A 20573-nucleotide genomic window follows, 5' to 3' on the forward strand; every position below is an offset into this window, starting at 1 on the left:
TAGTTGTGGTGCTAAATAGGCCATAGCTAAGTCGGTTGACAGTAAGTAAAGATTTACGATAAGCTGTAAGGCTTACCGTATTTTTTGGGGACTCAACAGCTCTGGGCTTGTTGATGCGCCCTAGTTAAAAGCAATACCCGCTCTTTTACGGATTTCCGTTTGATGGTGGGTTTGCGCGAGCTGCCCAGGAACGGGAATGCTGAGAACGCGTCGTAGAAAGTAAATCACCGAAGGGTGCATTGCTGTACGCAAGTATCAGAGATAAAAGGGAATTTGAGGTTATGCCAACCATTAGCCAACTCGTGCGCAAGCCGCGCGAAGTCAGCGTTTCTAAGAGCAAGAGCCCAGCGCTCGAAAACTGCCCTCAGCGACGCGGTGTATGCACTCGTGTGTACACCACTACTCCTAAAAAGCCGAACTCGGCCTTGCGTAAAGTCGCCAAAGTGCGTCTGACCAACGGTTTCGAGATCATTTCGTACATCGGCGGCGAAGGCCACAATCTGCAAGAACACTCAGTTGTGCTCGTGCGCGGTGGCCGTGTGAAGGATTTGCCAGGTGTGCGTTATCACATCGTGCGCGGTTCGCTCGACTTGCAAGGCGTGAAAGATCGCAAGCAATCGCGCTCCAAGTACGGTGCTAAGCGTCCGAAGCAAGCCAAGTAATTTATTTGCAGTAAAGCAGTACGCACAGACTCGTTCTGTGATGTGCAACCGGAGTGTGATGGTCACACAACGGAAACGTAAGTGGCGCATCGTATGGTGTGCCGTGGCTGTAGCCCAAATAGGCTGCAGTTCAACTGAAATGACACAAAGGAATTGATATGCCCCGTCGTCGCGAAGTCCCCAAACGTGACATTCTGCCCGATCCAAAGTTCGGCAGTGTCGAGCTCGCAAAATTTATGAACGTTGTGATGTTGTCCGGCAAAAAAGCCGTGGCAGAGCGCATTATCTACGGTGCGCTTGAGCAGGTTCAGACCAAGACCGGTAAAGACCCGATCGAAGTCTTCAATCTGGCCATCAATAACATTAAGCCCGTTGTCGAAGTAAAAAGCCGCCGCGTTGGCGGTGCCAACTACCAGGTGCCTGTTGAGGTTCGCCCGGTTCGTCGTTTGGCACTTGCTATGCGCTGGTTGCGTGAGGCCGCTAAAAAGCGCGGCGAGAAATCAATGGATCTGCGCCTGGCTGGCGAACTGCTTGACGCAGTTGAAGGCCGTGGCGCTGCCATGAAAAAACGTGACGATACGCACAAGATGGCCGAGGCTAACAAAGCCTTCAGTCATTTCCGCTGGTAATTTAAGGATCAACCATGGCCCGCAAAACCCCGATCGAGCGCTACCGCAACATCGGTATCTCTGCCCACATTGACGCAGGGAAGACCACTACGACCGAACGCATTTTGTTTTATACCGGCGTTAATCACAAGATTGGCGAAGTTCACGATGGCGCAGCCACGATGGACTGGATGGAGCAAGAACAAGAGCGCGGTATTACGATTACGTCGGCTGCAACAACAGCCTTCTGGAAAGGCATGGGTAACAACTACCCAGAGCACCGGATTAACGTAATTGACACCCCCGGACACGTTGACTTCACGATTGAAGTTGAACGCTCCATGCGCGTGCTTGACGGCGCCTGCATGGTTTACTGCGCTGTGGGTGGTGTTCAGCCACAATCTGAAACTGTTTGGCGTCAGGCAAACAAGTACCGTGTGCCACGCTTGTCCTTCGTGAACAAGATGGATCGCACCGGCGCAAACTTTTTCAAAGTGTACGATCAGCTCAAGACTCGCCTGAAGGCGAATCCTGTGCCTATCGTGATTCCGATCGGCGCCGAAGAAAAATTCACAGGTGTTGTTGACCTCGTTAAGATGAAAGCAATCATCTGGGATGAGGCGAGTCAGGGTATTAAGTTCGACTATGTCGATATTCCTGCGGACCTCCAAGCGTCGGCAGAAGAGTGGCGCGAAAAGCTTGTTGAAGCCGCTGCAGAGTCCTCAGAAGAAATGATGGACAAGTACCTTGAAGGCGGCACGCTGACTGAAGAAGAAATTATGCTCGGGATCCGTACGCGTACGATCGCTTGCGAAATTCAGCCAATGCTTTGCGGGACAGCCTTCAAGAACAAAGGCGTTCAGCGCATGCTTGACGCAGTGATTGAATTCTTGCCGTCCCCAATCGACATCCCTCCAGTTAAGGGCGAGCTCGATGACGGTACTGAAACAAGCCGCAAGGCAGATGACAGCGAGAAGTTTTCTGCGCTGGCGTTCAAGCTCATGACGGACCCCTACGTTGGTCAGCTCACGTTTGTTCGCGTGTATTCAGGCGTTTTGAAGTCCGGCGATACGATTTACAACCCAATCAAGGGAAAGAAAGAGCGTATCGGTCGTATTCTGCAAATGCATGCAAACAACCGCGAAGAAATTAAAGAAGTGGTTGCCGGCGACATTGCGGCAGTGGTCGGTCTGAAAGACGTGACGACTGGCGAGACCTTGTGTGATGTTGATGCACACATTATGCTCGAGCGCATGATCTTCCCTGAGCCCGTGATCTCGCAGGCTGTCGAACCAAAGACGAAAGCCGACCAAGAGAGAATGGGTATGGCTCTTTCGCGTCTGGCACAGGAAGATCCATCTTTCCGCGTGCGTACCGACGAAGAGTCTGGCCAAACCATTATTTCGGGAATGGGCGAACTACACCTCGAGATTATTGTTGACCGTATGAAGCGCGAATTCAGCGTAGAGGCCAACGTGGGTAAACCACAGGTGGCGTATCGCGAAACCATTCGTAAGGTCTGTGAAGAAATCGAAGGTAAGTTCGTTAAGCAGTCGGGCGGACGCGGCCAGTACGGCCACGTTGTGCTCAAGCTTGAGCCCCTGCCACCTGGTGGCGGCTACCAATTTGTTGACGCCATTAAAGGCGGTGTGGTTCCTCGTGAATACATCCCTGCTGTGGACAAAGGCATTCAGGAAACACTGCCATCCGGCATTCTCGCCGGCTACCCAGTGGTTGATGTGAAAGCTACGCTGTTTTTCGGTTCGTACCATGACGTGGACTCAAACGAAAACGCCTTCCGTATGGCGGCTTCGATGGCGTTTAAAGACGGTATGCGCAAGGCCAGCCCTGTGCTGCTCGAACCGATGATGGCCGTCGAAGTCGAAACACCTGAAGATTATGCCGGTACCGTGATGGGCGATTTGTCCTCACGTCGCGGCATGTTGCAAGGTATGGATGACATGGTTGGTGGTGGCAAGGTCATTAAGGCCGAAGTCCCGCTAGCAGAGATGTTTGGTTACGCGACTAACCTGCGTTCGTTGACGCAAGGTCGTGCAACTTACACGATGGAATTCAAGCACTACTCGGAAGCTCCCAAAAATGTGGCCGAAGAAATCATCGCGGCCCGCGGCAAGTAATTAAGTCAGAGGAAAATCATGGCAAAAGGTAAATTCGAACGCACCAAACCACACGTAAACGTCGGCACAATTGGCCACGTTGACCACGGCAAAACGACGCTGACCGCAGCGATCACAACGGTGCTGTCCAAGAAGTTCGGCGGTGAAGCCAAAGCGTACGCGCAAATTGATGCAGCACCTGAAGAGCGTGCACGCGGCATTACGATTAACACCGCACACGTTGAGTACGAGACAGCGAACCGTCACTACGCACACGTTGACTGCCCCGGCCACGCCGACTACGTCAAGAACATGATTACTGGTGCAGCGCAGATGGACGGCGCGATTCTGGTGGTGTCGGCCGCTGACGGCCCAATGCCCCAGACACGTGAGCACATTTTGTTGAGCCGCCAGGTGGGCGTGCCTTACATCATCGTGTTCCTGAACAAGGCGGACATGGTGGATGACGCCGAGCTGCTTGAGCTCGTCGAGATGGAAGTGCGCGAGCTTCTCTCGAAGTACGACTTCCCAGGCGACGACACGCCAATCATCAAGGGCTCGGCTAAGCTCGCTCTTGAAGGCGACACGGGCGAGCTCGGTGAGCAGGCGATCATCGCCTTGGCCGACGCACTGGACAACTACATCCCAACACCCGAGCGCGCCATTGACGGCACGTTCCTGATGCCAGTCGAAGACGTCTTCTCGATCTCGGGTCGCGGCACTGTGGTGACTGGCCGTATCGAGCGCGGAATTGTGAAAGTCGGCGAAGAAATCGAAATCGTCGGCATCCACGACACACTGAAGACCACTTGCACGGGCGTTGAGATGTTCCGCAAGTTGCTTGACCAGGGTCAGGCGGGCGACAACGTCGGTATTCTGCTGCGTGGTACCAAGCGCGAGGAAGTCGAGCGCGGTCAGGTGTTGGCTAAGCCCGCATCGATCAAGCCACACACCGACTTTACCGCCGAGGTGTACATTCTGTCCAAAGAAGAGGGTGGCCGTCATACGCCATTCTTTAACGGCTATCGTCCACAGTTCTACTTCCGTACGACGGACGTGACGGGCACGATCGATTTGCCAGCAGATAAAGAAATGGTTCTGCCAGGCGACAACGTGGCCATGACAGTGAAGTTGTTGGCACCGATCGCCATGGAAGAAGGTCTGCGTTTTGCAATCCGCGAAGGTGGCCGTACCGTCGGCGCCGGCGTCGTTGCTAAAATCCTGAAGTAATTAGCCTGGCCGCGAATTTAAACGTTCGCGGCCTTTTCGTTCTTTTCGCTCTTTGAGAATCGCCATGAAAAATCAAAAAATCCGCATCCGTCTGAAAGCGTTTGACTACAAACTAATCGATCAGTCGGCTGCTGAGATCGTTGACACGGCTAAGCGCACGGGCGCAGTTGTACGTGGTCCGGTACCTCTGCCAACGCGCATCCGTCGCTATGACGTGTTGCGTTCACCACACGTGAACAAAACATCGCGTGACCAGTTCGAAATCCGTACCCATCAGCGCCTGATGGACATTGTTGACCCAACCGACAAGACTGTTGACGCTCTGATGCGTTTGGACTTGCCTGCTGGCGTAGACGTCGAAATCGCGCTGCAGTAATCAAAAAATAGTGCTAGAATGCAAGACTTGCCGAAATTTGGCAGGATAAAAAGATCATTTAAGGTCTTCGCAGTACATGAGCACCCGAAATTTTCGGGTTTTATCAGCCCCGACCAATCGTAGTCGGGAATCGGGTTTTTACCCCGGAGAATATGATGTCGAAATCGACACCCACGCCTGCCGCACATCGGCTTGGGCTGGTGGGCCGCAAGGTCGGCATGACCCGTATTTTTACGGACGATGGCGAGTCCATCCCCGTAACAGTACTGGACGTGTCGAACAACCGCGTCACCCAGGTAAAGTCGCTTGAGTCTGACGGCTACGCCGCCATTCAAGTCGCTTACGGCGCTCGTCGCGCTTCCCGTGTAGCCAAGCCACAAACCGGTCATTACGCCAAAGCAGGTGTAGAAGCCGGTAGTATCCTCAAAGAATTCCGTCTCGATCCTGCTCGCGCAGCCGAATTCACGCCTGGTAGCGTGGTCGCTGTTGAAAGCGTGTTCGAAGCCGGCCAACAAGTCGACGTAACCGGTACCACAATCGGTAAAGGTTTCGCCGGCACGATCAAGCGTCACCACTTCAAATCACAACGCGCCTCGCACGGTAACAGCCGTTCGCACCGCGTACCTGGCTCGATTGGTCAAGCGCAAGATCCTGGTCGTATTTTCCCCGGTAAGCGCATGTCTGGTCACCTTGGTGATGACACCCGCACCGTGCAAAATCTTGATGTCGTCCGTGTTGACGCCGAACGTGGTCTGTTGCTGGTTAAGGGCGCTGTCCCTGGCTATGCAGGTGCAGACATCGTTGTGCGCCCGGCCATCAAGGCACCTGCCAAAAAAGGAGCCTAATCCATGGATATCAAGCTCCTAAACGACAAAGGTCAGTCATCGGCAACATTTGCTGCGCCTGATACTGTTTTCGGTCGTGATTTCAACGAAGCGCTTGTGCACCAGATCGTGATCGCCTTCCAGGCGAACGCGCGCTCCGGTAACCGCGCTCAGAAGACACGCGCTGAAGTCCATCACTCGACGAAAAAGCCATTCCGTCAAAAAGGTACGGGCCGTGCTCGTGCTGGTATGACATCCTCGCCCTTGTGGCGTGGGGGTGGTCGTGCATTCCCGAATTCGCCTGAAGAAAACTTCAGCCAAAAGGTCAACAAGAAAATGTATCGTGCCGGTTTGCGCTCGATCCTTTCGCAGTTGGCCCGCGAAGATCGTATCTCGATTGTCGATGCTTTCACGCTCGAATCACCCAAGACTAAACTTGCTGCTGAAAAGCTCAAGACAATGGGTCTTGAGTCCGTGCTGATCATCACCGACTCGGTCGATGAAAACCTCTATCTCGCTACGCGCAACTTGCCGCATGTTGCCGTAGTCGAACCGCGCAATGCCGATCCGCTTTCGCTGATTCACTACAAAAAAATAGTGATCACTAAGCCGGCCATTGCTCAACTCGAGGAGATGCTGGCATGAACGATCATCGTCTAATGCAAATCATCTTGGCACCAATCGTGACAGAAAAAGCCACGTTTGTTGCAGAGAAAAGCAACCAGGTTGCTTTCCGTGTTGTTGCGGATGCAACGAAGCCTGAAATTAAAGCCGCTGTTGAACTGCTCTTTAAAGTGCAAGTTGACTCGGTTCAGGTTTTGAATCGCAAAGGCAAGGTTAAGCGTTTCGGCCGTTTCACTGGCCACCGTCGTAACGAGCGTAAGGCATATGTCTCGCTCAAAGACGGTCAAGAAATCAATTTGGCGGAGGTCAACTAAATGGCTCTCTTAAAAGTTAAGCCAACCTCGCCCGGTCGTCGCGGCATGCTTAAGGTGGTTACCCCCACCTTGCATAAAGGCGCGCCCGTAGCTTCGTTGCTCGAAAAGAAAATCCGTGGTTCTGGCCGTAATAACAATGGTCACATCACAATTCGCCACCGTGGTGGTGGTCATAAGCAGCACTATCGCCTGGTCGATTTCCGTCGCAATAAAGACGGTATCCCCGCAAAGGTTGAGCGTCTGGAATATGATCCAAACCGCACTGCACACTTAGCATTGCTCTGTTATGCAGACGGCGAGCGTCGTTACATCATCGCTCCTCGTGGTCTTGAAGTAGGCACAACGCTGGTGTCGGGTGTAGAAGCCCCCATCCGCGCAGGGAATACCTTGCCTATTCGCAATATACCGGTGGGTACGACAATTCACTGCATCGAGATGCTTCCTGGCAAGGGCGCACAGATGGCACGTTCGGCAGGTGCTTCGGCAGTCTTGCTGGCTCGTGAAGGCACCTACGCTCAGGTTCGCCTGCGCTCTGGTGAGGTTCGCCGCGTTCACATTGAGTGCCGCGCGACGATCGGTGAAGTCGGTAACGAAGAACACAGCCTGCGTCAGATCGGTAAAGCCGGTGCTGTACGTTGGCGCGGTATTCGTCCCACGGTGCGTGGTGTCGCAATGAACCCGGTTGATCACCCACACGGTGGTGGTGAAGGTCGTACCGGCGAAGGCGGCGAGCCACGCAGCCCATGGGGTACCCCAGCTAAGGGTTACAAGACCCGTAGCAACAAGCGGACGGACAATATGATCGTCCAGCGCCGCAAGCGTAAATAAGAGGGCGAATCATGTCACGTTCAGTCAAGAAAGGCCCATTCGTCGACGCACACTTGATCAAAAAGGTCGAGGTTGCTGTCGCGGAAAAAGGCAAAAAGCCGATCAAAACCTGGTCGCGTCGTTCAACGATCCTGCCCGAATTTATCGGGTTGACGATTGCTGTTCATAACGGTCGCCAGCACGTTCCCGTTTATATAAACGAGAACATGGTTGGCCATAAACTCGGCGAGTTTGCGCTGACCCGTACGTTTAAGGGTCATGCTGCAGACAAAAAGGCCAAGAGGTAAGAAATGGAAACCACAGCCATTATCCGTGGGGTGCACATCTCTGCGCAAAAAACCCGAATCGTTGCGGACTTGATCCGTGGCAAGTCGGTTGCACAGGCATTAAACATCCTGACCTTCACTAACAAGAAGGCCGCAGGCATCCTCAAGAAGGCCGTTGAATCGGCCATCGCGAACGCCGAACATAACGACGGTGCAGATATCGACGAACTCAAAGTCACCACGATTTTTGTGGACAAGGCAGAGTCGATGAAGCGCTTCTCCGCACGAGCCAAAGGGCGCGGTAACCAGATTGAAAAGCAGACCTGCCACATTACTGTGAAGGTCGGAGCCTAAGGAGTCACGATGGGTCAGAAAATACACCCGATTGGGTTCCGCCTTGCGGTTACACGTAACTGGGGCTCAAAGTGGTATGCAGACGACAAAGATTTTGGTGGCATGCTTGCCTCCGACATCCGCGTACGTGAATACCTCAAAAAGAAACTGAAGCAAGCGTCAGTTGGCCGCGTGGTCATCGAGCGCCCCGCTAAAAACGCACGTATTACGATTTACTCGGCTCGCCCAGGTATCGTGATCGGTAAGCGTGGCGAGGACATCGAAGGCCTGAAGGCAGACTTGCAGCGTTTGATGGGCGTGCCAGTGCACGTCAACATCGAAGAAGTTCGCAAGCCTGAAATCGATGCTCAACTGATTGCTGATTCGATCTCGCAACAGCTCGAAAAGCGGATTATGTTCCGCCGCGCCATGAAGCGCGCCATGCAAAACGCCATGCGTCTCGGTGCCCAGGGCATCAAGATCATGAGTGCTGGACGTCTGAATGGTATCGAGATTGCTCGTACAGAATGGTATCGCGAAGGCCGTGTGCCATTGCATACATTGCGTGCGAATATCGATTACGGCACCTCTGAAGCCCACACGACTTATGGCGTGATCGGCATCAAGGTTTGGGTCTACAAAGGCGATATGCTGGCTAACGGTGAATTGCCTGTTGAAACCGCCGCCCCTCGCGAAGAAGAGCGTCGTCCGCGTCGCGCCCCACGTGCTGACAAGCCCGAAGGCGCCCGTCCGGCCGGAGCCCGTCCCGCAGGTCGTGGTCGCGCACCGCGCAAGGCTGATGCCGCTGCGCCAGCGCCTGAAGGAGAATAAGCATGCTGCAACCAGCACGCAGGAAATATCGCAAAGAGCAGAAAGGCCGTAATACCGGCCTGGCTACGCGCGGCGCTAACGTTTCGTTTGGCGAATATGGTCTTAAGGCAACCGGTCGCGGCCGCCTGACCGCTCGTCAAATTGAATCAGCCCGTCGTGCCATTAACCGTCACATCAAGCGTGGTGGTCGTATCTGGATTCGTATCTTCCCCGACAAGCCAATTTCACAAAAGCCTGCGGAAGTGCGGATGGGTAACGGTAAAGGTAACCCCGAATATTGGGTTGCTGAAATTCAGCCCGGCAAAGTGTTGTACGAAATGGAAGGTGTGAGCGAAGAAATCGCGCGTGAGGCGTTCCGCCTTGCTGCTGCGAAATTGCCGATCGCAACCACATTCGTCGCGCGTCACATCGGTGCTTAAGGAAACGATATGAAAGCAAGCGAACTTCGTGCAAAATCTACTGCAGAACTCGGACAAGAACTTGAGAGCCTTTTGAAGGCGCAATTCGGTCTGCGTATGCAGCGAGCAACCCAACAGCTCACCAACCACAGTCAAATCAGCAAAGTACGTCGTGACATCGCTCGCGTTCGCACACTGATGACTGAGAAGGCGGGAAAATAATATGACCACAGCTCAAACTACAAAACCTAAGCGTCAACGTACGCTGGTTGGTAAAGTCGTCAGCAACAAAATGGACAAAACCATTGTTGTGCTGGTCGAGCGTCGCGTTAAGCACCCAGTGCTTGGCAAGATCATCATGCGCTCTGCTAAATACAAAGCACATGACGAGACCAATCAGTTCAACGAAGGCGATACTGTTGAGATTGCAGAAGGCCGTCCAATTTCGCGTTCCAAGTCTTGGACCGCAACGAAGTTGATCGAAGCCGCACGCGTGATCTAAACGCGTTTGCGCTAATTGCGCAAACACCGGTTGTTGTCAGACCAAACAAAAACGCGACGAATAAAATCGTCGCGTTTTGTTTTTAGTGAGATGCCTTAGATATGCGTCACAAATTTCGTAACGAGATATCCATCAAACGTTTCTGCGCCACCTTCACTGCCAATGCCGCTATCCTTGATTCCACCAAATGGTGTTTCAGGTAAGGCACTACCGAAGTGGTTGATGTTTACCATGCCGGCTTCGATTGAGTTCGACACCTTCGTTGCCGTTTGTAAGGAATTTGTGAACACGTAGCTCGACAGGCCAAACGGCAAGCTGTTGGCACGTGCAATTACTTCATCCACATCGTCAAACGGTACGACTGGCGCGATAGGGCCAAAGGGCTCTTCAGTCATGAGCATGGCGTCGTCCTTCAGGCCCGTGATCACTGTCGGTGGAAAGAAGAAACCTTTGCCTGAGGGCGCATCACCACCGAGCTCGATCTTTGCGCCACGCTTACGCGCATCTTCAACGAAACGAGCAATAGCCGGCACACGGCGTTCGTGGGCAAGCGGACCCATCTCAACACCATCATCTAAGCCATTGCCCACTTTCACATTCTTGAGAACATCAGTGAACTTCGCCAAAAACTTGTCGTATGCTTTTTTCTGAACGTAGAAACGTGTCGGCGACACACAAACCTGACCAGCATTACGAATCTTAAACTTCGCCAGCATCGTAGCGGCGCGCTCAATATCTGCGTCGTCAAACACCAGCACAGGCGAATGGCCACCCAACTCCATCGTGACACGTTTCATGTGTGCACCGGCTAACGCTGCAAGCTGCTTTCCAACGGGCACGGAGCCAGTGAAAGACACTTTGCGCGAAATAGGTGAGCGGATCAGGTAATCAGACACCTTGGCGGGCTCACCCCAAACAAGGTTGAGTACGCCGGGGGGGAGACCTGCGTCGTGAAACATCTGGGCGATCGCCATGACCGCGCTTGGAGAGTCCTCGGGGCCCTTCAAGATGATTGTGCAACCAGCGCCGACCGCCGCACAAATCTTGCGGATCGCCTGGTTGTAGGGGAAGTTCCAGGGCGTGAAGGCGACACAAACACCAATCGGCTCCTTAAGTACTAACTGGCGCACCTCTGGGCTGCGTGGCAGCACCACACGGCCATAAATACGACGGCACTCTTCCGCATGCCAGTCACAATGATCTGCGCAGCCCACGACCTCGCCCAAAGCCTCCGCGAGCGGCTTTCCTTGATCAAGAGTCATATTGCGGGCGATTTCCTTTGAGCGGTCACGTGTCAGCTGACCGACTTTACGTAAAATGGCTGAGCGCTCCATTGGGGAGGACTTTTTCCACGATGCGAAAGCCTTTTCGGCCGCTTGCAGGGCCATATCCAGGTCGGCATTGGAAGCGTGCGGGAGCTGCCCTAGCACTTCCTGCGTGGCAGGATTGATCACCTCCTGCACCTTGCGGCCTTCGCCGGAGATGAATTGACCGTTGATATAAAGCGATAGTTTTTCGTACATGACAGATTCCAAGGGTTGCTTCCGATGTTGGTAATATGACACAAGTTGACAGGGCTTGCACAAAAAAAAATATCGGGATATACTGCACGGCTTTCCCGCATTTGTTGTGCGGCCAGACTAAAAACTACAAGGTTATTTGGTCCAGCAGTCGACAGAAGCAGAAAGATTGTTTAGCAGATTTCAACCCAGGGTGCCCTGTGGCGCCTAACGGGACCAAAACTGACTGATTTGGCTGCAAGCTATAAAGCAAGCAGGTAAGTTGGTTAAGTTGGAACAGGAAAAATCATGATCCAAATGCAGACCACGCTGGACGTGGCCGATAACACTGGTGCACGCTCTGTCATGTGCATCAAGGTGCTCGGCGGTTCCAAGCGCCGTTATGCCGCTATCGGCGACGTTATCAAAGTGACCGTCAAAGATGCAGCCCCCCGTGGCCGCGTCAAAAAAGGCGAGATCTACAACGCAGTCGTCGTTCGTACGGCAAAAGGCGTCCGTCGTAAAGACGGCTCGCTGATTCGTTTCGGTGGCAATGCCGCCGTATTGCTCAACGCCAAGCTCGAGCCCATCGGCACGCGCATCTTTGGACCCGTCACCCGCGAATTGCGTGGCGAGAAGTTCATGAAGATCGTGTCCTTGGCGCCTGAAGTGCTGTAAGGGGCCAACATGAATAAAATTCGCAAAGGCGACGAAGTTATTGTTTTGACGGGTCGTGACAAAAAGCGTCGCGGCACCGTGCTTGAGCGTGTCGATGCAGACCACGTGTTGGTCGAAGGCATCAACATGGTCAAAAAGCATGTGCGCCCCAACCCAATGCAGGGTACGACGGGCGGCATTATCGAAAAGACAATGCCAATCCATATTTCAAACATCGCATTGTTCAACCCTGCCACTGGCAAGGGTGAGCGCGTCGGTATCAAAGAAGTCGACGGCCGAAATGTGCGTGTTTATCGTTCCAGCGGCGAACCCGTTGGCGCGAAAGCATAAGGGAGCTCAACATGTCACGTTTTCAAGAGCTCTACCAGCAGAAAATTGCACCGCAATTGCGTGAGCAGTTCGGGTACGACAGTGTGATGCAGGTGCCACGCATCACCAAAGTCACGCTAAACATGGGTGTGTCTGAAGCCGTCGCTGACAAAAAAGTCATCGAGCACGCTGTATCAGACCTCACCAAGATCGCCGGCCAAAAGCCAGTTGTGACCAAAACCAAAAAGGCTATCGCAGGCTTCAAAATCCGCGAAGACTACCCAATTGGTTGCATGGTGACACTGCGTGGCCAGCGCATGTATGAATTCATCGACCGTCTCGTATCTGTGGCTCTGCCACGTGTGCGTGACTTCCGCGGAATTTCTGGTCGTGCGTTTGACGGTCGCGGCAACTACAACATCGGTGTGAAAGAGCAGATTATTTTCCCCGAAATTGAATACGACAAAATTGACGTGTTGCGTGGGATGAACATCAGCATCACCACCACCGCGAAGACCGACGAAGAAGCAAAAGCGCTGTTGACAGCGTTCAGCTTCCCGTTCCGCAACTAAGGGGCGCAGACGTGGCTAAACTTTCAATGATCAATCGCGATGTAAAGCGCGTAAAAACAGCAGAGAAATTTGCTGCCAAGCGTGCTGCCCTTAAGGCAATCATCGAAGATTCATCCAAGACCGACGAAGAGCGCTACGAGGCACGGCTCAAAATGCAGCAGCTGCCCCGTAATGCAAGTCCTATTCGCCAGCGTAATCGCTGCGTGATTACGGGCCGCGCTCGCGGAGTTTTCCGCAAGTTCGGACTTGGCCGCATGAAACTGCGCGAATTGGCCATGAAGGGTGAAATCCCCGGCATGACCAAAGCTAGCTGGTAGGAGAATAAAACATGAGCATGAGCGACCCAATCGCCGATATGCTGACTCGCATTCGTAATGCGCAGCAGGTAGACAAGACATCGGTGACCATGCCCTCCTCCAAGCTCAAGGCAGCTATCGCTGCCGTGCTTCAGGACGAAGGTTATGTCGACGGTTTTCAGATTAAGGGTACGGCCCAAAAGCCTGAACTCGAAATCACCCTTAAGTACTACGCTGGCCGTCCAGTGATCGAGCGCATCGAACGCGTCTCGCGCCCTGGTTTGCGTATCTACAAAGGTCACAGCAACATTCCTCAGGTTATGAACGGCCTGGGTGTCGCCATCGTCTCCACCTCGCGTGGCGTGATGACCGATCGCAAAGCACGCGCCAATGGCGTGGGCGGCGAAGTGCTCTGCTACGTGGCTTAAGGAGAGAACCTAATGTCACGTATCGCAAAATATCCAGTCGAGCTGCCTAAGGGCGTTGAAGCTTCGATCAAGTCCGATCTGATTACCGTCAAAGGCCCATTGGGCACCCTGACGCAGACACTGAATGGCGATGTCATCGTCAACGAAGACGCAGGTAAGCTGTCGTTCATCGTTGCAAATGATTCTCGCCAGGCTAAGGCAATGTCAGGCACCTTGCGTGCACTGGTAGCCAACATGGTCACCGGTGTGAGCAAAGGCTTTGAGCGTAAGTTGACGCTTGTTGGTGTGGGTTACCGCGCCGCCGTGCAAGGCAACGCGATCAAATTGCAACTTGGTTTTTCGCATGATGTTGTGCATCCGATGCCTGAAGGCGTAAAAGCCGAATGCCCAACACAGACGGAAATCGTCTTGAAGGGTTCCAACAAGCAAGTTGTTGGACAGGTGGCTGCAGAGCTTCGGGCATATCGTCCGCCAGAGCCTTACAAAGGCAAGGGCGTTCGTTATGTTGACGAGCACGTCATCATCAAAGAAACCAAGAAGAAATAATCGCGCAAACAAGGAAACATCATGGACAAAAAAATTTCCCGTTTGCGTCGTGCCGTACCGACGCGTAAGAAAATCGCCGAGTTGCGAGTTAATCGCCTCCAGATTTTCCGCTCGAATCTGCACATCTACGCAAACATCATTTCGCCTGAAGGCGATCGCATCCTTGTTTCAGCCTCAACGGTTGAAGCAGAAGTGCGTCAGCAACTCGCGGGTCAAACGGGTGGTGGCGGCAATACTGCCGCTGCATCACTGGTTGGCAAGCGCGTAGCAGAGAAAGCAAAGGCTGCTGGTATTGAGCTTGTCGCTTTTGATCGTTCGGGTTTCCGTTACCACGGCCGTGTAAAAGCCCTGGCCGATGCCGCGCGTGAAGCCGGTCTGAAGTTTTAAGCGAGGAACAGTCAAATGGCTAAAGAACAACGCAAGAACGCTCCTGAAGAGCGTGATGATGGTCTTCGCGAAAAAATGATCGCGGTTAACCGCGTCAGCAAAGTCGTCAAGGGTGGTCGCACAATGAGCTTTGCTGCGCTGACCGTAGTTGGCGACGGCGATGGCCGTGTCGGTATGGGCAAAGGCAAAGCACGTGAAGTGCCAGTGTCGGTGCAGAAAGCAATGGAACAGGCGCGTCGCGAGATGTTCAAAGTTTCATTGAAGAACGGCACGCTCCACCACACCGTGGTCGGTAAGCATGGCGCCTCGACAGTGCTGATTTCGCCTGCGGCAGAAGGTACAGGCGTGATCGCCGGCGGCCCAATGCGCGCAATTTTTGATGTGATGGGTGTGCGTAACGTCGTGGCGAAAAGCCTCGGCTCGAGTAACCCTTACAACATGGTTCGTGCAACGCTTAACGGCTTGCGCGCTTCCCTCACCCCGTCGGAAGTTGCTGCAAAACGTGGCAAAACCGTCGAAGAGATCTTGGGGTAAGTCATGGCTGATAAACAAGTCAAAGTCACCTTGGTCCGTTCGACCATTGGTACAAAGCAAGACCACCGCGACACCGTGCGTGGATTGGGTTTGCGCCGTCTCAACAGCAGCAAAGTGCTCAAAGACACTCCCGAAGTTCGCGGAATGATCAACAAAGTTGATTATCTCGTGACCGTTTCGGAAGTCTGAAAGGAATCACGATGTCGATTACTCAACTCAATACGCTAAAGCCCGCCGTGGGCTCGACACACGCTAAGCGTCGTGTTGGTCGCGGAATTGGCTCCGGCCTTGGTAAAACCGCTGGTCGTGGCCATAAAGGCCAAAGCTCGCGCGCCGGTGGCTTTCATAAAGTCGGCTTCGAAGGCGGTCAGATGCCTTTGCAGCGTCGTTTGCCGAAGCGTGGCTTCTCTATTTTGGATGACCATCTGTACGCACAAGTGCGTTTGTCTGACTTGCAGGCGTTGCCCGTCGAAGAAATCGACGTGCAAGTACTGAAACAAGCTGGTGTAGTGGGCACGCAAGTGCGCTATGTCAAAGTGTTTAAGTCGGGCGAGCTGACACGCAAGGTTACCCTCAAGGGTATCGGTGCTACAGCTGGTGCGCGTGCTTCGATTGAAGCCGCTGGCGGCGCGATTGCTTAAGACGGATTAAAGAATGGCAACAGCACAACCCGCAGGAAAAGCAGGCCCACGTTACGGCGACTTAAAGCGTCGTCTCGTGTTCCTGGTGCTCGCCTTGGTGGTTTACCGCCTAGGTACGCACATTCCTGTTCCGGGCATCAACCCAGATGCGCTCGCTGATTTATTCCGCGAGAATCAAGGTGGAATTCTCGGTTTGTTCAACATGTTCTCGGGTGGTGCCTTGGCACGCTTCTCGATTTTCGCGTTGGGCATCATGCCGTACATTTCTGCATCGATCATCATGCAGTTGATGTCGGTTGTCGTGCCTACGCTTGAAGCCATCAAGAAAGATGGCGAAGCAGGCCGTCGCAAGATCACGCAGTACACCCGTTACGGCACAGTCGCGCTTGCGCTGGTGCAGGCAATCGGCATTTCCGTCGCGCTTGAGTCTCAGCCTGGGCTGGTGATCGATTCGGGTGTGATGTTCCGCCTCACAACCGTGGTGACTTTGGTTACCGGTACGATGTTTGTGATGTGGCTTGGTGAGCAAATCACCGAGCGAGGTTTAGGTAACGGCATTTCGATTCTGATTTTCGCAGGTATTGTTGCTGGGTTGCCAAGTGCACTAGCCGGTCTGCTAGATTTGGTACGTACGAATGCGATGTCGGGGTTCTCGGCGCTCTTTATCGTGGCGTTGTCGGTTCTTGTGACGGCATTTGTTGTCCTGGTAGAGCGCGGTCAGCGCAAGATCACTGTGAACTACGCTAAGCGGCAGGTTGGTAACAAAGTTTACGGCGGTCAAACATCGCACTTGCCACTTAAGCTGAACATGGCTGGTGTGATACCTCCAATTTTTGCTTCTTCGATTATTTTGTTCCCAGCGACGATTACTAGTTGGTTCTCGAATACCGAAGGGATGCGCTGGTTAGGCGACTTGGCTGCAGCACTTGCACCTCGCCAACCGCTCTATATCACCTTGTATGCAACAGCGATTATTTTCTTCTGCTTCTTTTATACGGCTTTGGTGTTTAACAGCCGCGAAACAGCAGACAACCTTAAGAAGAGCGGTGCGTTTGTTCCAGGGATTCGTCCGGGCGAGCAGACCGCTAAATTCATCGACAAGATTTTGATGCGATTGACCTTGGCTGGCGCCTTGTACATCACGTTGGTGTGCTTGTTGCCGGAGTTCTTGGTCATGCGTTGGAATGTACCGTTTTATTTTGGCGGCACCTCTTTGCTGATTATTGTTGTAGTTACGATGGACTTCATGGCTCAGGTTCAGGCCTACATGATGTCTCACCAGTACGATTCACTGCTCAAGAAGGCTAACTTCAAGGGCGCGAATATGCCAATGAGATAAGCGAGAGCAATGTCAAAGGACGACGTCATTCAGATGCAGGGTGAGATTCTTGAGAATCTTCCCAACGCAACTTTTCGTGTCAAGCTAGAAAATGGCCATGTAGTGTTAGGGCATATTTCCGGCAAGATGCGCATGCATTACATCCGGATTTTGCCGGGCGATAAAGTCACAGTGGAGCTCACACCCTATGACCTAACGCGCGCCAGAATCGTATTCCGCTCTAAATAAGCGGCCGGGTAACAGATAACAGGAGTCAACCATGAAAGTAATGGCATCGGTTAAGCGGATTTGCCGCAATTGCAAGATTATTAAACGTCACGGCGTCGTGCGAGTCATTTGCACCGACCCGCGTCACAAGCAGCGTCAAGGTTAATACAAGGAATCGTTATGGCCCGTATTGCTGGCATCAACATACCGCCACATCAGCACGCCGAAATCGGCCTGACTGCCATTTTTGGCATCGGTCGCACGCGTTCACGCAAAATCTGTGAAGCAGCTGGTGTTCCCCTGTCGAAGAAGGTCAAAGACCTGACCGACGCAGAACTCGAGCGTATCCGTGAGCACGTTGGCGTGTTTGCGGTGGAAGGTGATTTGCGCCGTGAAGTTCAGTTGTCGATCAAGCGTTTGATCGACCTCGGAACCTATCGCGGCATGCGCCATAAGCGCGGCCTGCCCGTACGTGGTCAACGCACTCGCACTAACGCCCGCACCCGCAAGGGACCGCGTCGCGCTGCTGCAAGCCTGAAGAAATAAAGAGGATTAGAAGATGGCAAAAGCTTCTACCGCCGGCGCAACCCGCGTTCGCAAAAAAGTTAAAAAGAATGTGTCGGACGGCATTGCGCACGTTCACGCATCGTTCAATAACACCATCATCACGATCACCGATCGTCAGGGTAACGCCTTGTCGTGGGCGACCTCCGGTGGTGCTGGTTTCAAGGGCTCACGCAAGTCGACTCCATTCGCAGCGCAGGTTGCGGCAGAGACGGCCGGCAAAGTGGCTATCGAATACGGCATCAAGACACTTGAAGTTCGCATCAAGGGCCCAGGCCCAGGTCGCGAATCTTCAGTACGTGCGTTGAATGCGCTGGGCATCAAGATTTCGAGCATCGCCGATATCACGCCCGTGCCGCACAACGGTTGCCGTCCACCCAAGCGTCGTCGTATCTAAGGGGAACCCACATGGCACGTTATACCGGTCCCAAATGCAAACTCTCGCGTCGCGAGGGAATTGATCTTTTCCTGAAGAGCGCACGTCGCTCGCTGGACTCCAAGTGCAAGCTGGATTCCAAGCCAGGCCAACACGGTCGCACCTCAGGTGCCCGTACATCGGACTACGGTCTGCAGTTGCGTGAAAAGCAAAAGCTCAAGCGCATGTACGGCATTATGGAAAAACAGTTCCGTAAGTATTTCGCAGAAGCCGAGCGTCGTAAAGGCAACACTGGCGAACAGCTCATCCAGTTGCTCGAGTCGCGTCTGGACAACGTTGTCTATCGTATGGGCTTTGGCTCAACACGCGCAGAAGCACGCCAGTTAGTGTCCCATCGTGCGATCGAGCTCAACGGCCACACTGCCGATATCCCTTCGATGTTGATCAAGTCGGGCGACGTTGTTGCAATTCGCGAGAAAGCAAAAGCGCAAGCGCGTATTCGCGAATCGATGGACTTGGCTTCTGGCAATGGTTTGCCACAATGGGTTGAAGTTGATACCGCCAAGCTTGTTGGTACGTTCAAGCAAGTCCCTGATCGTGCAGACGTTGCTCGCGACATCAACGAGTCGATGGTCGTCGAATTGTATTCACGTTAATAATCGTTTTAAAAAGTGCGTAGCGATGCTGCGCACTTTTTATGATGCTGTAGTTAAGCTTTCACCCATCAGCCTTATCGGTGTAACGAACCGAGGGTATTGAAAAGGAATTGCAGATATGTCACAAGGTTTTCTGAAGCCACGTTCGATTGAAGTCGAGCCCGTAGGCACCAACCACGCCAAAATCATTATGGAGCCGTTTGAACGCGGCTACGGACATACATTGGGCAACGCATTGCGTCGCATCTTGTTGTCATCGATGACGGGTTATGCACCAACCGAAGTACAGATCACGGGTGTCGTACACGAGTACTCAACGATTACTGGTGTGCGTGAAGACATTGTTGATATTCTCTTGAACCTTAAAGGTGTGGTGTTTAAGCTCCACAGCCGTGACGAGGTGACCTTGACCCTGCGCAAGCAAGGCGCTGGTCTCGTCCTAGCTTCAGATATTGAATTACCCCACGACGTTGAAATCGTGAACCCACAACAAGTCATTGCAACGCTAACCGAGTCCGGAAAGCTTGAAATGCAAATCAAAGTTGAAAAGGGTCGTGGTTACGTTCCTGGTAACGTGCGTGCTTTGATCGATGATCGTGCACACACAATCGGTCGTATCGTGCTTGATGCATCGTTTAGCCCAGTGCGTCGCGTGAGCTACGCTGTTGAGAACGCTCGCGTTGAGCAGCGTACAGACCTTGACAAGCTTGTGATCGACGTTGAGACAAACGGCGTGATCAGCCCAGAAGAAGCCGTGCGTCAGTCTGCTCGTATTCTGATGGATCAGATTTCGGTATTCGCTGCACTCGAAGGTGCCGGCGATTCTTACGAAATGCCAAGCCGTGGTGCTCCGCAAATCGATCCAGTGCTGTTGCGCCCGGTTGATGATCTCGAGCTGACTGTGCGTTCGGCGAACTGCCTAAAAGCAGAGAATATTTACTACATCGGTGATTTGATTCAACGCACCGAAAACGAATTGCTCAAGACACCAAACCTTGGTCGCAAGTCGCTCAACGAAATCAAAGAAGTCCTGTCCGCTCGCGGCTTGACTTTAGGGATGAAGCTTGAGAACTGGCCACCAATGGGCCTCGAGCGTCCGTAAGCTTAGCAAGACCAAAATCGGCCCGCAGCACCTCAGGGTGCTGATAGAAGAGCTGAATAACCTCGAGCGGAAACGCTCTTAATAGATTCAATAAGGAAAGTATCATGCGTCACGGTAATGGATTACGTAAGCTCAACCGCACCAGCAGCCATCGCCTTGCGATGTTCCGCAACATGGCTGTCGCGTTGTTGACCCACGAAGCGATCAAGACAACGTTGCCTAAGGCAAAAGAATTGCGTCGCATCGTTGAGCCTCTCATCACGATGGGCAAGAGCCCAACTCTGGCAAATAAGCGTTTGGCTTTTGCACGCTTGCGTGACCGCGAGATCGTACTCAAGCTTTTTGCTGAAATCGGCCCACGTTATGCAGCACGCAATGGCGGCTACACACGTATCCTCAAGATGGGTTTCCGTCAGGGTGACAATGCCCCGATGGCTTTTATGGAATTGGTTGACCGCCCAGTGGTCGAAGAGGCAGTTGAAGAAGCTGCTGAATAAATTTCGACAGCTTAAACAAACGAAGCCTC

Annotated in this window: 34 protein-coding genes; 33 read left to right on the top strand and 1 reads right to left on the bottom strand. The window is 53.2% G+C overall.

The annotated features are described in order from the left end of the window. Positions 1 to 281: 281 nt before the first annotated feature. The 15 genes from rpsL (at position 282) to rpsQ (ending at position 9913) form a co-directional block, all read left to right on the top strand. Positions 282 to 662, top strand: coding sequence for a 30S ribosomal protein S12 (rpsL, locus tag KZZ10_RS04935; RefSeq protein ID WP_028816413.1), 381 nt, complete (start codon positions 282 to 284; stop codon positions 660 to 662). A gap of 158 nt (positions 663 to 820) precedes the next feature. Continuing rightward, positions 821 to 1291 (top strand): 30S ribosomal protein S7, encoded by a 471-nt coding sequence (gene rpsG / locus KZZ10_RS04940; RefSeq protein ID WP_259660385.1) that lies wholly within the window; start codon positions 821 to 823, stop codon positions 1289 to 1291. 14 nt (positions 1292 to 1305) lie between these two features. Beyond that, positions 1306 to 3408, top strand: a complete 2103-nt coding sequence (gene fusA, locus KZZ10_RS04945) for an elongation factor G (protein ID WP_259660386.1) — start codon at positions 1306 to 1308, stop codon at positions 3406 to 3408. Between the two features lie 18 nt (positions 3409 to 3426). Then, positions 3427 to 4617, top strand: coding sequence for an elongation factor Tu (gene tuf, locus KZZ10_RS04950; protein WP_259660376.1), 1191 nt, complete (start codon positions 3427 to 3429; stop codon positions 4615 to 4617). A gap of 64 nt (positions 4618 to 4681) precedes the next feature. Further along, on the top strand, positions 4682 to 4993 hold the full coding sequence (rpsJ, locus tag KZZ10_RS04955) for a 30S ribosomal protein S10 (protein ID WP_003806903.1): 312 nt from the start codon (positions 4682 to 4684) through the stop codon (positions 4991 to 4993). 155 nt (positions 4994 to 5148) lie between these two features. Then, complete coding sequence (rplC, locus tag KZZ10_RS04960) at positions 5149 to 5838, top strand: 50S ribosomal protein L3 (RefSeq protein ID WP_259661000.1); 690 nt, start codon at positions 5149 to 5151, stop codon at positions 5836 to 5838. Between the two features lie 3 nt (positions 5839 to 5841). Then, positions 5842 to 6462 carry a 50S ribosomal protein L4 gene (gene rplD / locus KZZ10_RS04965; RefSeq protein ID WP_259660387.1) on the top strand — a complete coding sequence of 207 codons (621 nt, stop codon included), beginning with the start codon at positions 5842 to 5844 and terminating at the stop codon, positions 6460 to 6462. Then, on the top strand, positions 6459 to 6755 hold the full coding sequence (gene rplW / locus KZZ10_RS04970) for a 50S ribosomal protein L23 (protein ID WP_259660388.1): 297 nt from the start codon (positions 6459 to 6461) through the stop codon (positions 6753 to 6755). Before rplD ends, rplW begins: the two co-directional genes overlap by 4 nt. After that, complete coding sequence (gene rplB / locus KZZ10_RS04975) at positions 6756 to 7583, top strand: 50S ribosomal protein L2 (protein WP_259660389.1); 828 nt, start codon at positions 6756 to 6758, stop codon at positions 7581 to 7583. An 11-nt stretch (positions 7584 to 7594) separates the two neighbouring features. Next, complete coding sequence (gene rpsS, locus KZZ10_RS04980; RefSeq protein ID WP_259660390.1) at positions 7595 to 7870, top strand: 30S ribosomal protein S19; 276 nt, start codon at positions 7595 to 7597, stop codon at positions 7868 to 7870. Between the two features lie 3 nt (positions 7871 to 7873). Then, the gene (rplV, locus tag KZZ10_RS04985; protein ID WP_259660391.1) at positions 7874 to 8203 is read left to right on the top strand and encodes a 50S ribosomal protein L22; all 330 of its coding nucleotides are present in this window, start codon (positions 7874 to 7876) and stop codon (positions 8201 to 8203) included. A 9-nt stretch (positions 8204 to 8212) separates the two neighbouring features. After that, a complete protein-coding gene (rpsC, locus tag KZZ10_RS04990) occupies positions 8213 to 9013 on the top strand; it encodes a 30S ribosomal protein S3 (protein ID WP_259660392.1) in 801 nt (266 codons plus the stop codon). A 2-nt stretch (positions 9014 to 9015) separates the two neighbouring features. Beyond that, positions 9016 to 9432: a 50S ribosomal protein L16 gene (gene rplP, locus KZZ10_RS04995; protein ID WP_259660393.1), complete on the top strand. Its 417-nt coding sequence runs from the start codon at positions 9016 to 9018 to the stop codon at positions 9430 to 9432. A 9-nt stretch (positions 9433 to 9441) separates the two neighbouring features. Further along, positions 9442 to 9633, top strand: a complete 192-nt coding sequence (rpmC, locus tag KZZ10_RS05000) for a 50S ribosomal protein L29 (protein ID WP_259660394.1) — start codon at positions 9442 to 9444, stop codon at positions 9631 to 9633. A gap of 1 nt (position 9634) precedes the next feature. Beyond that, positions 9635 to 9913, top strand: a complete 279-nt coding sequence (gene rpsQ, locus KZZ10_RS05005; RefSeq protein WP_259660395.1) for a 30S ribosomal protein S17 — start codon at positions 9635 to 9637, stop codon at positions 9911 to 9913. A 95-nt stretch (positions 9914 to 10008) separates the two neighbouring features. Here the strand turns inward: rpsQ and KZZ10_RS05010 are convergent, their stop codons facing one another. Further along, positions 10009 to 11436 (bottom strand): NAD-dependent succinate-semialdehyde dehydrogenase, encoded by a 1428-nt coding sequence (locus KZZ10_RS05010; RefSeq protein WP_259660396.1) that lies wholly within the window; start codon positions 11434 to 11436, stop codon positions 10009 to 10011. A 285-nt stretch (positions 11437 to 11721) separates the two neighbouring features. Between KZZ10_RS05010 and rplN the strand changes: the two genes are divergently transcribed. The 18 genes from rplN (at position 11722) to rplQ (ending at position 20544) form a co-directional block, all read left to right on the top strand. After that, on the top strand, positions 11722 to 12090 hold the full coding sequence (gene rplN, locus KZZ10_RS05015) for a 50S ribosomal protein L14 (protein ID WP_163651903.1): 369 nt from the start codon (positions 11722 to 11724) through the stop codon (positions 12088 to 12090). A gap of 9 nt (positions 12091 to 12099) precedes the next feature. After that, positions 12100 to 12420 carry a 50S ribosomal protein L24 gene (gene rplX / locus KZZ10_RS05020; protein ID WP_259660397.1) on the top strand — a complete coding sequence of 107 codons (321 nt, stop codon included), beginning with the start codon at positions 12100 to 12102 and terminating at the stop codon, positions 12418 to 12420. Positions 12421 to 12431: 11 nt separating this feature from the next. Then, positions 12432 to 12971, top strand: a complete 540-nt coding sequence (rplE, locus tag KZZ10_RS05025; RefSeq protein ID WP_259660398.1) for a 50S ribosomal protein L5 — start codon at positions 12432 to 12434, stop codon at positions 12969 to 12971. 11 nt (positions 12972 to 12982) lie between these two features. Next, the gene (rpsN, locus tag KZZ10_RS05030) at positions 12983 to 13288 is read left to right on the top strand and encodes a 30S ribosomal protein S14 (protein WP_259660399.1); all 306 of its coding nucleotides are present in this window, start codon (positions 12983 to 12985) and stop codon (positions 13286 to 13288) included. A gap of 11 nt (positions 13289 to 13299) precedes the next feature. Next, complete coding sequence (gene rpsH / locus KZZ10_RS05035) at positions 13300 to 13695, top strand: 30S ribosomal protein S8 (RefSeq protein ID WP_259660400.1); 396 nt, start codon at positions 13300 to 13302, stop codon at positions 13693 to 13695. Positions 13696 to 13707: 12 nt separating this feature from the next. After that, positions 13708 to 14241, top strand: coding sequence for a 50S ribosomal protein L6 (gene rplF, locus KZZ10_RS05040; RefSeq protein WP_259660401.1), 534 nt, complete (start codon positions 13708 to 13710; stop codon positions 14239 to 14241). 21 nt (positions 14242 to 14262) lie between these two features. Then, positions 14263 to 14628: a 50S ribosomal protein L18 gene (gene rplR, locus KZZ10_RS05045; RefSeq protein WP_259660402.1), complete on the top strand. Its 366-nt coding sequence runs from the start codon at positions 14263 to 14265 to the stop codon at positions 14626 to 14628. Between the two features lie 15 nt (positions 14629 to 14643). Then, positions 14644 to 15162: a 30S ribosomal protein S5 gene (gene rpsE, locus KZZ10_RS05050; RefSeq protein ID WP_259660403.1), complete on the top strand. Its 519-nt coding sequence runs from the start codon at positions 14644 to 14646 to the stop codon at positions 15160 to 15162. A gap of 3 nt (positions 15163 to 15165) precedes the next feature. After that, positions 15166 to 15351, top strand: a complete 186-nt coding sequence (rpmD, locus tag KZZ10_RS05055; RefSeq protein WP_259660404.1) for a 50S ribosomal protein L30 — start codon at positions 15166 to 15168, stop codon at positions 15349 to 15351. 11 nt (positions 15352 to 15362) lie between these two features. Further along, positions 15363 to 15803, top strand: coding sequence for a 50S ribosomal protein L15 (rplO, locus tag KZZ10_RS05060; protein ID WP_259660405.1), 441 nt, complete (start codon positions 15363 to 15365; stop codon positions 15801 to 15803). 13 nt (positions 15804 to 15816) lie between these two features. After that, entirely contained in the window at positions 15817 to 17142 is a 1326-nt protein-coding gene (gene secY / locus KZZ10_RS05065; protein ID WP_259660406.1) for a preprotein translocase subunit SecY, read from the top strand. Positions 17143 to 17151: 9 nt separating this feature from the next. Then, positions 17152 to 17370 (top strand): translation initiation factor IF-1, encoded by a 219-nt coding sequence (gene infA / locus KZZ10_RS05070; RefSeq protein ID WP_028816445.1) that lies wholly within the window; start codon positions 17152 to 17154, stop codon positions 17368 to 17370. Between the two features lie 31 nt (positions 17371 to 17401). Further along, entirely contained in the window at positions 17402 to 17515 is a 114-nt protein-coding gene (gene rpmJ / locus KZZ10_RS05075) for a 50S ribosomal protein L36 (protein ID WP_003805360.1), read from the top strand. 14 nt (positions 17516 to 17529) lie between these two features. Then, positions 17530 to 17895: a 30S ribosomal protein S13 gene (rpsM, locus tag KZZ10_RS05080; RefSeq protein ID WP_259660407.1), complete on the top strand. Its 366-nt coding sequence runs from the start codon at positions 17530 to 17532 to the stop codon at positions 17893 to 17895. A gap of 13 nt (positions 17896 to 17908) precedes the next feature. Next, positions 17909 to 18310, top strand: coding sequence for a 30S ribosomal protein S11 (gene rpsK / locus KZZ10_RS05085; RefSeq protein WP_259660408.1), 402 nt, complete (start codon positions 17909 to 17911; stop codon positions 18308 to 18310). A gap of 11 nt (positions 18311 to 18321) precedes the next feature. Further along, positions 18322 to 18945: a 30S ribosomal protein S4 gene (gene rpsD / locus KZZ10_RS05090; protein WP_259660409.1), complete on the top strand. Its 624-nt coding sequence runs from the start codon at positions 18322 to 18324 to the stop codon at positions 18943 to 18945. Between the two features lie 118 nt (positions 18946 to 19063). Beyond that, the gene (locus KZZ10_RS05095; protein WP_259660410.1) at positions 19064 to 20047 is read left to right on the top strand and encodes a DNA-directed RNA polymerase subunit alpha; all 984 of its coding nucleotides are present in this window, start codon (positions 19064 to 19066) and stop codon (positions 20045 to 20047) included. 104 nt (positions 20048 to 20151) lie between these two features. Then, on the top strand, positions 20152 to 20544 hold the full coding sequence (gene rplQ, locus KZZ10_RS05100) for a 50S ribosomal protein L17 (protein WP_259660411.1): 393 nt from the start codon (positions 20152 to 20154) through the stop codon (positions 20542 to 20544). Positions 20545 to 20573: the final 29 nt, after the last annotated feature.

The organism is Zwartia hollandica (genome assembly GCF_019923725.1).
GTDB classification, from domain to species: domain Bacteria; phylum Pseudomonadota; class Gammaproteobacteria; order Burkholderiales; family Burkholderiaceae_B; genus Zwartia; species Zwartia hollandica.